10 protein-coding genes are annotated in these 13,382 nt (G+C 57.3%); 7 read left to right on the top strand and 3 right to left on the bottom strand.

Annotated features, from left to right (window positions below; genetic code table 11):
* Positions 1–2: 2 nt before the first annotated feature.
* Positions 3–560 carry a DcrB family lipoprotein gene (locus tag V4835_RS01770; RefSeq protein WP_023309515.1) on the bottom strand — a complete coding sequence of 186 codons (558 nt, stop codon included), beginning with the start codon at positions 558–560 and terminating at the stop codon, positions 3–5.
* 72 nt (positions 561–632) lie between these two features.
* A complete protein-coding gene (locus V4835_RS01775; RefSeq protein ID WP_223561775.1) occupies positions 633–1,298 on the bottom strand; it encodes a 7-cyano-7-deazaguanine/7-aminomethyl-7-deazaguanine transporter in 666 nt (221 codons plus the stop codon).
* Between the two features lie 167 nt (positions 1,299–1,465).
* Between V4835_RS01775 and tusA the strand changes: the two genes are divergently transcribed.
* The gene (gene tusA, locus V4835_RS01780; RefSeq protein WP_008503071.1) at positions 1,466–1,708 is read left to right on the top strand and encodes a sulfurtransferase TusA; all 243 of its coding nucleotides are present in this window, start codon (positions 1,466–1,468) and stop codon (positions 1,706–1,708) included.
* Positions 1,709–1,848: 140 nt separating this feature from the next.
* Here the strand turns inward: tusA and yhgN are convergent, their stop codons facing one another.
* Complete coding sequence (yhgN, locus tag V4835_RS01785) at positions 1,849–2,442, bottom strand: NAAT family transporter YhgN (RefSeq protein ID WP_003861574.1); 594 nt, start codon at positions 2,440–2,442, stop codon at positions 1,849–1,851.
* 177 nt (positions 2,443–2,619) lie between these two features.
* On the opposite strand from yhgN, the gene asd reads away from it, so the two are divergent.
* The 6 genes from asd to glgP all read left to right on the top strand — a co-directional run bounded on the left by asd (position 2,620) and on the right by glgP (position 13,341).
* The gene (gene asd / locus V4835_RS01790) at positions 2,620–3,723 is read left to right on the top strand and encodes an aspartate-semialdehyde dehydrogenase (RefSeq protein ID WP_033146834.1); all 1,104 of its coding nucleotides are present in this window, start codon (positions 2,620–2,622) and stop codon (positions 3,721–3,723) included.
* A 249-nt stretch (positions 3,724–3,972) separates the two neighbouring features.
* On the top strand, positions 3,973–6,159 hold the full coding sequence (gene glgB, locus V4835_RS01795; RefSeq protein ID WP_331411084.1) for a 1,4-alpha-glucan branching enzyme: 2,187 nt from the start codon (positions 3,973–3,975) through the stop codon (positions 6,157–6,159).
* Positions 6,156–8,129, top strand: a complete 1,974-nt coding sequence (gene glgX / locus V4835_RS01800) for a glycogen debranching protein GlgX (protein ID WP_331411085.1) — start codon at positions 6,156–6,158, stop codon at positions 8,127–8,129. The genes glgB and glgX overlap by 4 nt, the downstream gene beginning before the upstream one ends.
* Positions 8,130–8,146: 17 nt before the next feature.
* Positions 8,147–9,442 (top strand): glucose-1-phosphate adenylyltransferase, encoded by a 1,296-nt coding sequence (glgC, locus tag V4835_RS01805; protein WP_063144256.1) that lies wholly within the window; start codon positions 8,147–8,149, stop codon positions 9,440–9,442.
* Entirely contained in the window at positions 9,442–10,875 is a 1,434-nt protein-coding gene (gene glgA, locus V4835_RS01810; protein ID WP_063144255.1) for a glycogen synthase GlgA, read from the top strand. Before glgC ends, glgA begins: the two co-directional genes overlap by 1 nt.
* A gap of 18 nt (positions 10,876–10,893) precedes the next feature.
* Positions 10,894–13,341: a glycogen phosphorylase gene (gene glgP, locus V4835_RS01815; protein WP_029740650.1), complete on the top strand. Its 2,448-nt coding sequence runs from the start codon at positions 10,894–10,896 to the stop codon at positions 13,339–13,341.
* Positions 13,342–13,382 lie beyond the last annotated feature (41 nt).

Raw genomic sequence — 13,382 nt, forward strand, 5'->3', positions numbered from 1 at the left:
CGTTACTGGATCACGATGGTATTAATGATGTTTTCAGCAGCCGTCTGCGCTTTCTGCTGATCTTCCGCTGGCAGGGTGATCTGCAGGGTCAGCAGTTTGTTATCAACCTTGCCCAGCACCACAGAAGAGTAGGCGGTCTGGCCTTTTGCGGAGATGATGCTGTCGAGCTGTTGCAGCGTGTGGCCTTTCAGCTCGATGGATTTATTGGTGACGACCTGCAGCTGCGGATCGCGGCCGCGCTGCTGATCTTCCAGACGTTTGGACAGAACGGCCAGATCTTCGCTGGTGTCGTCGCCCACAATCACAATGACCGCTTTCTGCCCGGTTGCGTCGGAGTACACGTGCATGTTGTTCGCCTGGGTGCCCAGCTTGCCGCTCTGGTCAGTCATATCGGCTGGCAGAGAGAAACTGAGTTTGCCATCCATCAGATTCACCGGCTGGCCGGTCGCGTTGCTCTCTGCGGATGCGCCCTGAGCAGGCGTTTTCGTGTCGCTGTTATCACAGGCTGCAAGACCCACAACCAGCAGGCCAATCCCGACATATTTAACCAGATTGCGCATTGACTTCTTCCTTTCGATAAACGGCCATAACGGCTCATTCGCTCATCTTATCACAACTGATAAAGCGAACCCTTAACCAGCCTGCAATGCCGTGATTTCAGATTTATCTGCCAGCCTTTTCAGCAGCATATTGAGCAGCACGCCGTACATCGGCAGGAAGAAGACGATGCTGATGAGGACCTTGAAGCAGTAGTCCACCAGCGCGATTTCCATCCAGTGTTCAGCCATGAACGCATCCGGGCTGCGCCAGAAGGCGATGAAGAAGAAGGCCAGCGTATCGCTCACGTTACCGAACAGCGTGGAGGCGGTGGGCGCCATCCACCAGCGATGATTCTGACGCAGGCGGTTAAACACATGCACGTCGAGGATCTGGCCCAGCGCGTAGGCCATAAAGCTTGCCGCGGCGATACGGGCAACAAACAGGTTGAAGTGGGTTAACGCCTCAAAGCCCTGCCAGCTTCCCATATAAAACAGAGAGGAAACCACGTACGAAATGAACAGCGCCGGAAGCATGACGGCAAAAATAATGCGGCGAGCCAGCGGTGCGCCAAAGATACGCACGGTCAAATCCGTCGCGAGGAAAATAAACGGGAAACTGAACGCGCCCCAGGTGGTATGAAAACCAAAGATGGAGATCGGGAGCTGTACCAGATAGTTGCTGGAGGTGATCACCAGCAAATGGAAAAGAGAAAGCCAGAACAACGCTTTTACGCGCTGTGATTCAGAAAACGACGTCATATTGTGACCTTTTTATACGTTGGGGTGAGGGAACCCAATAAAAACCGCAGCATGATACTGCTTTGGCAGGACATTGCAATGGTTAGTTTTTACGCAATCGTTAACCTGGTTTGCATTGATCGCAACCGGGCGTAAACTACAGCCGTTTTTACCAGACCGAGAAGACCATGACCGACCTGTTTTCCAGCCCAGACCACACTCTTGATGCCCAGGGCCTTCGCTGCCCGGAGCCGGTAATGATGGTACGCAAAACCGTGCGCAACATGCAGACCGGTGAAACGCTGCTGATTATTGCCGATGACCCGGCCACGACCCGCGATATTCCCGGTTTTTGTACCTTTATGGAGCATGAGCTGGTGGCACAGCAGACCGAGGCGCTGCCGTACCGGTATTTGATTCGTAAGGGTTAAGTTTTGTAGGCCGGGTAAGGCGAAGCCGCCACCCGGCAAAAATACGTCCTCTGCGGCCTGATGCCCTCACCCCGGCCCTCTCCCACGGGGAGAGGGAGCAAACACTAAAAATGGCCACGTAGTGGCCATTTTGCTTTTACCTAGCCTTTCATCCACGCCCTGATCCCGTCCAGGAACATTTGCGTCGCCATCATTACCAGAATCAGCCCCATCAGGCGTTCCAGCGCGTTCACCCCTTTCTCACCCAGCAGGCGAAGGAACAGGGACGACTGCAGCAGGATAATAAACGTCCCGCCCCAGGCGATCAGCAGGGCAATCACCAGATGGCTCATCTGGTTCGGATACTGATGCGACAGCAGCATCAGCGTGGCCAGAATGGTTGGCCCGGCGACGAGGGGAATCGCCAGCGGCACTATAAACGGCTCTTCACCCGCAGGCAGGCCGCTGCTGCTGCCTTCCGCGCTCGGGAAAATCATCTTAATGGCGATCAGGAACAGAATAATCCCGCCGGAAATCGACACGGTTTCGGCGCGCAGGTTCAGGAACGCGAGAATTTTTTCCCCGGCAAACAGGAAGATAAACATCACCAGCAGGGCGATGAGCAGCTCGCGGATCATGATCGCCCGGCGGCGCTTCGGCTCGGTGTGCTTCAGCACCGACATGAAGATCGGCAGGTTACCCAGTGGATCCATTATCAGAATCAATAAAACCGCTGCGGAAATGATTTCACTCATGTAAATTATCCCTGAAATTCTCTAAGGTTATTATGATAATTAGCTGTATTTCTGATTGCCGGGCAATCATCGATTAATTTCGCTTGCGACTTTGGCAGCATTTTGTAATGTGAAGCATATCCCAGTTCAATACTGGCTTGCACAAACAGCACACACCCTCAGCAGGAAAAAAATGCTATGAAAAACGTTGGTTTTATCGGCTGGCGCGGTATGGTCGGCTCTGTACTCATGCAACGCATGGTTGAAGAGCGCGATTTCGACGCTATCCGCCCGGTCTTCTTCTCCACTTCCCAGCTCGGCCAGGCTGCTCCGTCCTTTGGTGGTACCACAGGCACGTTGCAGGATGCTTACGATCTGGAAGCGCTGAAGGCACTCGACATTATTGTGACGTGCCAGGGCGGCGATTATACCAACGAAATCTATCCAAAGCTGCGTGAAAGCGGCTGGCAGGGCTACTGGATTGACGCGGCCTCTTCGCTGCGTATGAAAGACGATGCCATCATCATTCTCGACCCGGTTAACCAGGGCGTCATCACCGACGGCCTGAACAACGGCGTGAAAACCTTTGTTGGCGGCAACTGCACCGTCAGCCTGATGCTGATGTCCCTCGGCGGTCTGTTCGCGCAGGATCTGGTGGAGTGGGTCTCCGTGGCGACCTACCAGGCCGCGTCCGGCGGCGGCGCGCGTCACATGCGCGAGCTGCTGACCCAGATGGGCCAGCTGCACCAGAGCGTCGCGACCGAGCTGGCAAACCCGGCGTCCGCTATTCTTGATATCGAGCGTAAGGTCACCCAACTGACCCGCAGCGGCGAGCTGCCGGTGGATAACTTCGGCGTACCGCTGGCCGGTGGCCTGATCCCGTGGATCGACAAACAGCTGGATAACGGCCAGACCCGCGAAGAGTGGAAGGGCCAGGCTGAGACCAACAAAATCCTCGCGACCGCGAACACCATTCCGGTTGACGGCCTTTGCGTGCGTATCGGCGCGCTGCGCTGCCACAGCCAGGCCTTCACCATTAAACTGAAAAAAGATGTGTCTATTCCGACCGTGGAAGAACTGCTGGCCGCGCACAACCCGTGGGCGAAAGTGGTACCAAACGATCGCGATATCACCATGCGCGAGCTGACCCCGGCTGCCGTTACCGGCACGCTGACCACGCCGGTTGGCCGTCTGCGCAAGCTGAACATGGGGCCGGAGTATCTCTCCGCGTTCACCGTGGGTGACCAGCTCTTATGGGGCGCGGCAGAACCGCTGCGCCGCATGCTGCGCCAGCTGGCGTAATAATTTGTTAAATACCGGGGGTGATTTTCACCCCTTTTTTTTGCGTACTACATGGAGTAACACGCGTATGTCTTATTTTTTATCAGGAGTCATCTAGAGCGTTGGCTATGCTTTAAGGAAGAGTCATTTCTTACCTGAGGTTCGAACGGAGCAGAATGGATGCACATTTTTGTGCTGTCCCGTTCAGGTCACATTAAAAGTCGTCCCGGAGCGCTTAAAAAGGACGACATAAAAAACAGGATGAATACCATGTCCGATCGTGTGGATAGAGACGTGATTAATGCGCTTATTGCGGGTCATTTTGCTGACCCCTTTTCTGTGCTTGGGATGCATCATACTGAGGATGGCCTTGAAGTTCGGGCACTGTTACCGGATGCAACAGAAGTCTGGGTGATTGAACCCAAAACCGGCCGCAAGGTCGGCAATCTTGAATGCTTCGATTCCCGTGGCTTCTTCTCGGGCGTAATGCCCCGTCGTAAAAACCCTTTTCGCTATCAGCTCGCCGTTCTCTGGCACGGTCAGCAAAACCTGATTGACGATCCTTACAGCTTTGGCCCTCTGCTTAAAGAGATGGATGCCTGGCTGCTCTCCGAAGGAACGCATCTTCGCCCTTATGAAACGCTGGGTGCCCATGCCGATACCATGGACGGCATTACCGGCACGCGGTTCGCCGTGTGGGCGCCTAACGCCCAGCGCGTCTCCGTTGTCGGCCAGTTCAACTACTGGGACGGCCGCCGCCACCCGATGCGCCTGCGCCGGGAAACCGGCATCTGGGAGCTGTTTATCCCCGGGGCGCACCACGGGCAGCTTTATAAATTCGAGATGATCGACGCCCACGGCAAGCTGCGCATTAAAGCCGACCCGTATGCCTTCGAAGCGCAGATGCGCCCGGATACCGCGTCGCTGATTTGCGGCCTGCCGGAGAAGGTTGTCCAGACGGAGGAGCGTAAACAGGCCAACCGTTTTGATGCGCCCATCTCCGTCTATGAGGTACACCTTGGCTCCTGGCGTCGCCACACCGATAACAACTTCTGGCTGAGCTACCGTGAGCTTGCCGACCAGCTGGTGCCCTATGCCAAATGGATGGGCTTTACCCACCTTGAGCTGCTGCCGGTCAACGAGCATCCGTTCGACGGCAGCTGGGGCTATCAGCCCACCGGGCTGTATGCGCCCACGCGCCGCTTCGGCACGCGCGATGACTTCCGCTATTTCATTGATGCCGCGCACGCCGCCGGGCTGAACGTCATCCTCGACTGGGTGCCGGGCCATTTCCCGTCGGATGACTTTGCGCTGGCTGAGTTTGACGGCACGAAGCTGTACGAGCACAGCGACCCGCGCGAAGGCTATCACCAGGACTGGAATACGCTGATCTACAACTACGGTCGCCGTGAAGTCGCAAACTATCTGGTCGGGAATGCCCTGTACTGGATCGAGCGGTTTGGTATTGATGCCCTGCGCGTCGATGCGGTGGCGTCAATGATCTACCGCGACTACAGCCGCAAAGAGGGCGAGTGGATCCCGAACGAGTTTGGCGGCCGTGAAAACCTGGAAGCGATTGAATTCCTGCGCAACACCAACCGCATTATCGGCGAGCAGGTGGACGGTGCCGTGACCATGGCGGAAGAGTCGACAGACTTTGCGGGCGTCTCCCGTCCGCCGTCATTAGGCGGCCTGGGGTTCTGGTATAAGTGGAACCTGGGCTGGATGCACGACACGCTCGACTACATGAAGCTGGATCCGATCCACCGTCAGTACCATCACGACAAGCTGACGTTCGGGATGCTCTACAACTACACCGAAAACTTCATGCTGCCGCTGTCCCACGATGAAGTGGTGCACGGCAAAAAATCCATTCTCGACCGCATGCCGGGCGACGCGTGGCAGAAGTTTGCCAACCTGCGCGCCTACTACGGCTGGATGTTTGCCTTCCCGGGCAAGAAACTGCTGTTTATGGGCAATGAGTTCGCTCAGGGACGCGAGTGGAACCACGACGCCAGCCTCGACTGGCATCTGCTGGAAGGCGGTGACAACTGGCATCACGGGGTGCAGCGTCTGGTGCGCGACCTTAACCTGACCTATCGCCACCACAAAGCGCTGCACGAGCTCGACTTCGATCCGTACGGCTTTGAGTGGCTGGTAGTGGACGACCACGAGCGCTCGGTGTTTGTCTTTGCGCGTCGTGACAAAGCCGGTAACGAAATCATCGTCGCCAGCAACTTCACGCCGGTGCCGCGCGAACACTACCGCTTCGGCATTAACCAGCCGGGTAAATGGCGCGAGATCCTGAATACCGACTCGATGCACTACCACGGCAGCAACGCCGGTAACGGCGGGCTGGTACAAAGCGACGCCATCGAAAGCCACGGACGACCAAACTCCCTGAGCCTGACGCTGCCGCCGCTTGGCACCATCTGGCTGATGCGGGAGGGCGAATGACGCAGCTTACGGCAGGTAAACCCGAACCGCTCGGCGCGCGTTTTGACGGAAAGGGGGTCAATTTCACCCTCTTTTCCGCTCACGCTGAGCGGGTAGAACTGTGCGTGTTTGATGGGGAAGGTAACGAACACCGTTACGATTTACCCGAGCGCACGGGGGATACCTGGCACGGCTACCTGGCCGGAGGACGGCCAGGCATGCACTATGGCTTTCGCGTACACGGTCCGTGGGATCCGGCGCAGGGGCACTGGTTTAATCCGGCGAAGCTGTTGATCGACCCGTGCGCGCACCGCGTGGACGGCGAGTTTAAAGACGACCCGCTCTTCCACGTGGGCTACGGCGAGCCCGACCACCGCGACAGCGCGCCCGTCGCGCCAAAAAGCGTGGTGGTGAACGATCTTTATGACTGGGAAGACGATGCCCCGCCGCAGACGCCGTGGGGCAATACCGTCATTTATGAAGCCCACGTCAAAGGGCTGACGTACCTGCACCCGTCGATACCCAAAGAGATGCGCGGCACCTATAAGGCGCTCGGGCATCCCACAATGATTGCCTACCTGAAACACCTCGGCATCACCGCGCTGGAACTGCTGCCCGTTGCCCATTTTGCCAGCGAGCCGCGCCTGCAGCGGCTGGGGCTAAGCAACTACTGGGGCTACAACCCGCTGGCGATGTTCGCGCTTGAGCCACGCTATGCCGCCCATCCGGAAAAGGCGCGGGACGAGTTTCGCGATGCGGTGAAGGCGCTTCATACGGCGGGCATTGAGGTCATTCTGGACGTCGTGCTGAACCACAGTGCTGAAAGCGATCTCGACGGTCCGACGCTCTCCATGCGCGGAATTGATAACCGTAGCTATTATTGGATCAGGCAGGATGGCGATTATGAGAACTGGACCGGCTGCGGTAACACGCTCAACCTCAGCCATCCGGCGGTCACGCATTTTGCTTATGAATGCCTGAAATACTGGGTGGAAACGTTCCACGTCGACGGTTTTCGTTTTGACCTGGCGCCCGTGATGGGGCGCACGCCGGCGTTTAGCCAGCAGGCGCCGCTGTTTGAGGCGATAAAAAACTGTCCGGTGCTCTCGCAGGTGAAGCTTATTGCCGAGCCGTGGGACATTGGTGAAGGCGGTTATCAGGTCGGGAATTTCCCGCCGCTGTTTGCCGAGTGGAACGATCACTACCGCGATGCCGCGCGCCGCTTCTGGCTGGAACGAAATCTGTCGCTGGGGGAGTTCGCCGGACGCTTTGCCGCTTCAAGCGATCTCTTTAAGCGCGACGGCAAACGCCCGTCGGCCACCGTCAATCTGTTGACGGCGCACGACGGTTTTACGCTCAGGGACTGCGTTTGTTTCAATCAGAAACACAATGAGGCAAACGGCGAAGAGAATCGCGATGGCACTAACAATAACCATAGCTTTAATCATGGTATAGAAGGGTTAGGCGGAAGCCTTGACGTTATCGAGCGGCGACGCGCCAGCGTACATGCGCTGCTGACAACGCTTTTATTGTCGCAGGGCACGCCGATGCTGCTGGCAGGCGATGAGCACGGCCACAGCCAGCACGGTAACAACAATGCGTATTGCCAGGACAACACGTTAACCTGGCTCGACTGGGGTGAAGCCAACAGCGGGCTGATTCATTTTACCGCTGCGCTGATCCATCTTCGCCAGCAGATCCCCGCGCTGACCGCCGACAGCTGGTGGGAAGAGGGTGACGGCAACGTTCGCTGGTTGAATCAAGACGCGCAACCGTTAAGCGCGCAAGAGTGGCAACACGGCGTACCACGCCTGCAAATCCTGCTGTCGGATAAATGGCTGGTCACGCTGAACGCGACGGATGACGTCGCAGAGATTGTTTTACCTGAAGGGGAATGGCGAGCTGTTCCCCCCTTTGCCGGAGCGGATAATCCGGTAGTAATGGCTGTCTGGCACGGGCCTGCGCACGGAGTGTGCGTATTCCAAAGATGATAAAAAAGGAGTTAGTCATGGTTAGATTAGAGAAGAACGATCCCTTAATGTTGGCACGCCAGCTACCATTAAAAACGGTTGCCCTGATACTTGCGGGTGGGCGTGGTACCCGTCTGAAAGATTTGACCATCAAGCGCGCCAAACCGGCTGTTCACTTTGGTGGTAAGTTCCGCATCATCGACTTTGCGCTCTCCAACTGCCTGAACTCGGGCATTCGCCGTATTGGCGTCATAACGCAGTATCAGTCGCACACGCTGGTTCAGCATATCCAGCGCGGCTGGTCATTCTTCAGCGAAGAGATGAACGAGTTTGTCGATCTCCTTCCTGCTCAGCAACGCGTCCACGGCGAGAACTGGTACCGCGGGACGGCGGATGCGGTGACGCAGAACCTCGACATCATTCGTCGATACAGCGCGGAATACATCGTGATCCTCGCCGGGGACCATATCTACAAGCAAGATTACTCCCACATGCTCATCGACCACGTCGAAAAAGGGGCGCGCTGCACCGTGGCGTGTCTGCCTGTGCCCGTTGCTGAAGCGACGGCGTTTGGCGTGATGCACGTGGATGCCGATGACAAAATTATCGACTTTGTTGAAAAACCGGCGAACCCGCCAACCATGCCGGGCGATGACACCAAATCGCTTGCCAGCATGGGGATCTACATCTTTGATGCAGAATATCTTTATGAACTGCTGGAAGAAGACGACAAAGACGAAAACTCCAGCCACGACTTCGGTAAAGACATCATTCCGAAAATCACGAAAGCTGGCATGGCGTATGCACATCCTTTCCCGCTGTCCTGCGTGCAGTCCGACCCGAATGCGGAACCCTACTGGCGCGATGTGGGAACCCTGGAAGCGTACTGGAAAGCGAACCTCGACCTGGCGTCAGTCACGCCTGAGCTGGATATGTACGACCAGAACTGGCCGATTCGTACCCATATGGAATCGCTGCCGCCGGCCAAATTTGTTCAGGATCGCTCCGGCAGCCACGGTATGACGCTGAACTCGCTGGTGTCCGGCGGGTGCATTATTTCAGGCTCGGTGGTGGTGCAGTCGGTGCTGTTCCCCCGCGTGCGGATAAATTCATTCTGTAATATCGATTCGGCAGTCTTACTGCCTGATGTCTGGGTAGGTCGCTCGTGTCGTCTGCGTCGCTGCGTTATCGATCGTGCCTGCGTCATTCCCGAAGGAATGGTGATTGGTGAAAACGCGGAAGAAGACGCGCGTCGTTTCTATCGTTCGGAAGAGGGGATCGTGTTAGTCACACGGGAAATGTTGCGGAAGCTGCAGATCAAACAGGAGCGATGATGCAGGTTTTACACGTATGTTCTGAGATGTTCCCGTTGTTAAAAACGGGCGGTCTGGCGGATGTTCTGGGCGCATTACCGGCGGCGCAAATCGCCGGAGGCGTGGATACCCGAGTCCTGCTGCCCGCCTTTCCGGATATCCGGCGCGGTATTCCCGATGCAAAAGTGGTGACCCGCCGTGAGACCTTCGCCGGACGCATCACCTTGCTGTTTGGACATTACAATGGCGTAGGGATTTACCTGATCGACGCGCCGCACTTATACGATCGACCGGGTAGCCCGTATCACGATACGAACCTGTTCGCCTATACCGACAACGTGCTGCGCTTTGCGCTGCTCGGCTGGGTCGGTGCCGAAATGGCGACGGGGCTGGATCCGTTCTGGCGCCCGGATGTGGTGCACGCGCACGACTGGCACGCCGGGCTTGCCCCGGCGTATCTCGCGGCGCGCGGCCATCCGGCCAAATCGGTCTTTACCGTGCATAACCTGGCGTATCAGGGGATGTACTATGCCCATCACATGAGTGAAATCGATCTGCCATTATCGTTCTATAACATGCACGGGCTGGAGTTTAACGGGCAGATCTCGTTCCTGAAAGCGGGGCTGTACTACGCCGATCACATCACGGCGGTGAGCCCAACCTACGCGCGTGAGATCACCCAGCCGGAGTTTGGCTACGGTCTGGAAGGGTTGCTGCAACAGCGCCATCGCGAAGGCCGCCTGTCGGGCATTCTGAACGGCGTGGATGAACAGATCTGGAGCCCGGAGACCGATCTCCTGCTGGCGGCGCGCTATGGCCGTGATTCCGTGGAAGACAAAGCGGAAAACAAACGCCAGCTGCAGATTGCGATGGGCCTGAAGGTTAACGACAAGGTGCCGCTGTTCGCGGTGGTCAGCCGCCTGACCAGCCAGAAAGGGCTGGATCTGGTGCTGGAGGCGCTGCCCGGTTTACTGGAGCAGGGCGGGCAGCTGGCGCTGCTCGGCGCGGGCGACCCGGTGCTGCAGGAAGGTTTCCTTGCCGCCGCGGCGGAACATCCGGGGCAGGTGGGCGTGCAGATTGGCTACCACGAAGCGTTCTCGCACCGCATCATGGGCGGCGCGGACGTCATTCTGGTGCCGAGCCGTTTCGAACCCTGCGGCCTGACGCAGCTCTACGGCCTGAAATACGGCACGCTGCCGCTGGTTCGCCGCACGGGCGGGCTGGCGGATACCGTATCCGATAGCTCTCTGGAAAACCTGGCGGACGGTATCGCCAGCGGGTTTGTCTTTGAGGACAGTAATGCCTGGTCGCTGCTTCGGGCGATTCGGCGTGCTTTCGTCTTGTGGTCCCGTCCATCGCTCTGGCGTTACGTTCAGCGTCAGGCGATGTCCATGGACTTTAGCTGGCATGTCGCGGCGCAGTCATACCGCGATCTCTATCAACGCTTGATGTAACGAGGCGAAGTTACTGATATGAACGCTCCATTTAGCTACTCTTCACCCACGCTCAGCGTTGAGGCGTTAAAGCACTCCATCGCCTACAAGCTGATGTTCACCATCGGGAAAGATCCGGTTATTGCCAACAAGCACGAGTGGCTGAACGCCACCCTGTTTGCGGTGCGTGACCGTTTAGTGGAACGCTGGCTGCGCTCAAACCGCGCCCAGCTCTCGCAGGAAACGCGTCAGGTTTACTACCTGTCGATGGAATTTTTGATTGGCCGCACGCTGTCCAACGCGCTGTTGTCGCTCGGTATTTATGACGACGTCAAGACCGCCCTGGAAGAGATGGGGTTAGATTTAGAAGAACTGATCGACGAAGAGAACGACCCGGGCCTCGGAAACGGCGGCCTGGGGCGTCTCGCCGCCTGCTTTCTCGACTCGCTGGCGACGCTGGCGCTGCCGGGCCGCGGCTACGGTATTCGCTACGACTACGGTATGTTCAAACAGAACATCGTCGATGGGCGCCAGAAAGAGTCGCCGGACTACTGGCTGGAGTACGGCAACCCGTGGGAGTTTAAGCGCCACAATACGCGCTACAAGGTGCGCTTTGGCGGGCGTATCCAGCAGGAAGGCAAAAAATCCCGCTGGGTAGAAACGGAAGAGATCCTGGCCGTGGCCTACGACCAGATTATCCCCGGCTATGACACCGATGCCACCAACACGCTGCGCCTGTGGAGTGCCCAGGCCAGTAGCGAAATTAACCTCGGTAAATTCAACCAGGGTGACTACTTTGCGGCGGTGGAAGATAAAAACCACTCTGAGAACGTGTCCCGCGTGCTGTACCCGGATGACTCGACCTACTCCGGTCGCGAGCTGCGCCTGCGTCAGGAGTATTTCCTCGTCTCCTCGACGATTCAGGATATCCTCAGCCGCCACCATCAGCTGCACAAAACCTACGCCAACCTGGCGGAGAAAACCGCGATCCACCTTAACGACACCCACCCGGTGCTCTCCATTCCGGAGCTGATGCGCCTGCTGATCGACGAGCATAAGTTCAGCTGGGATGACGCGTTTGAAGTGACCTGTCAGGTGTTCTCCTACACCAACCACACGCTGATGAGTGAAGCGCTGGAAACGTGGCCGGTGGACATGCTCGGCAAAATCCTGCCGCGCCATCTGCAGATTATCTTTGAGATTAACGACTACTTCCTCAAGACGCTGCAGGAGCAGTACCCGAACGATACCGGGCTGCTGAGCCGGGCTTCCATCATTGATGAATCAAACGGTCGCCGCGTGCGCATGGCCTGGCTGGCGGTCGTCATCAGCCACAAGGTCAACGGCGTGTCCGAGCTCCACTCGAACCTGATGGTGCAGTCGCTGTTTGCGGACTTCGCGAAGATCTTCCCGACGCGCTTCTGCAACGTGACCAACGGCGTCACGCCGCGCCGCTGGCTGGCGCTGGCCAACCAGCCGCTCTCTGAGGTGCTGGACGAGAATATTGGTCGTACCTGGCGGACCGATTTGAGCCAGCTGAGCGAGCTGGAACAGCACATTGATTTCCCGACGGTGAACAAAGCCGTGCGCGAAGCCAAGCTGCTGAATAAAAAGCGTCTGGCGGTCTGGCTGGCGATGCACCTCAACGTGGTGGCAAACCCGAAAGCGCTGTTCGACGTTCAGATCAAACGCATCCACGAATACAAGCGTCAGCTGATGAACGTGCTGCACGTGATCACCCATTACAACCGCATCAAGGCCGATCCAACGGCCGAATGGGTGCCGCGCGTGAAGATCTTCGCCGGTAAGGCGGCTTCTGCCTACTACATGGCGAAGCACATTATTCATCTCATCAACGATGTGGCGAAGGTGGTCAACCAGGATCCGGACATTGGCGACAAGCTGAAGGTGGTGTTCATTCCGAACTACAGCGTAAGTCTGGCGCAGATGATCATCCCGGCGGCGGATCTCTCTGAGCAGATTTCTACGGCGGGTACGGAAGCATCCGGCACCAGTAACATGAAGTTTGCCCTTAACGGCGCGCTGACCATTGGTACGCTTGACGGGGCGAATGTCGAGATGCTGGAGCACGTGGGCGAAGAAAATATCTTTATCTTCGGTAATACGACGGAAGAGGTGGAGGCGCTGCGCAGGAAAGGCTACTCGCCGCGTCAATATTACGAAGAGGATGAAGAGTTACGCCAGGTGCTGACGCAGATCGCGACCGGCGTGTTTAGCCCGGATGAACCGAGCCGCTATCGCGATCTGGTGGATTCGCTGATTAACTTTGGCGATCACTACCAGGTGCTGGCGGATTATCGCAGCTACGTGGACTGTCAGGACAAGGTGGACGAACTGTATCGTCAGCAGGAGAAGTGGACCAGCGCCGCGATGTATAACATCGCTAATATGGGGTATTTCTCATCTGACAGGACCATCAAGGAGTATGCCGAGACGATCTGGCATATTGATCCGGTGAGGTTGTAAAACAAAGCCGGGTGGCGGCTACGCCTTACCCGGCCTGGTCG

The organism is Enterobacter cloacae complex sp. CARB60 (genome assembly GCF_036487345.1).
Lineage (GTDB): Bacteria > Pseudomonadota > Gammaproteobacteria > Enterobacterales > Enterobacteriaceae > Enterobacter > Enterobacter asburiae_D.

Bases quoted from the DNA above. Each gene is read 5' to 3' on its own strand.
- glgC (WP_063144256.1), top strand. From the start codon at position 8,147: ATGGTTAGATTAGAGAAGAACGATCCCTTAATGTTGGCACGCCAGCTA.
- glgP (WP_029740650.1), top strand. From the start codon at position 10,894: ATGAACGCTCCATTTAGCTACTCTTCACCCACGCTCAGCGTTGAGGCG.
- yhgN (WP_003861574.1), bottom strand. From the start codon at position 2,442: ATGAGTGAAATCATTTCCGCAGCGGTTTTATTGATTCTGATAATGGAT.
- asd (WP_033146834.1), top strand. From the start codon at position 2,620: ATGAAAAACGTTGGTTTTATCGGCTGGCGCGGTATGGTCGGCTCTGTA.
- glgB (WP_331411084.1), top strand. From the start codon at position 3,973: ATGTCCGATCGTGTGGATAGAGACGTGATTAATGCGCTTATTGCGGGT.
- glgX (WP_331411085.1), top strand. From the start codon at position 6,156: ATGACGCAGCTTACGGCAGGTAAACCCGAACCGCTCGGCGCGCGTTTT.
- glgA (WP_063144255.1), top strand. From the start codon at position 9,442: ATGCAGGTTTTACACGTATGTTCTGAGATGTTCCCGTTGTTAAAAACG.
- V4835_RS01775 (WP_223561775.1), bottom strand. From the start codon at position 1,298: ATGACGTCGTTTTCTGAATCACAGCGCGTAAAAGCGTTGTTCTGGCTT.
- V4835_RS01770 (WP_023309515.1), bottom strand. From the start codon at position 560: ATGCGCAATCTGGTTAAATATGTCGGGATTGGCCTGCTGGTTGTGGGT.
- tusA (WP_008503071.1), top strand. From the start codon at position 1,466: ATGACCGACCTGTTTTCCAGCCCAGACCACACTCTTGATGCCCAGGGC.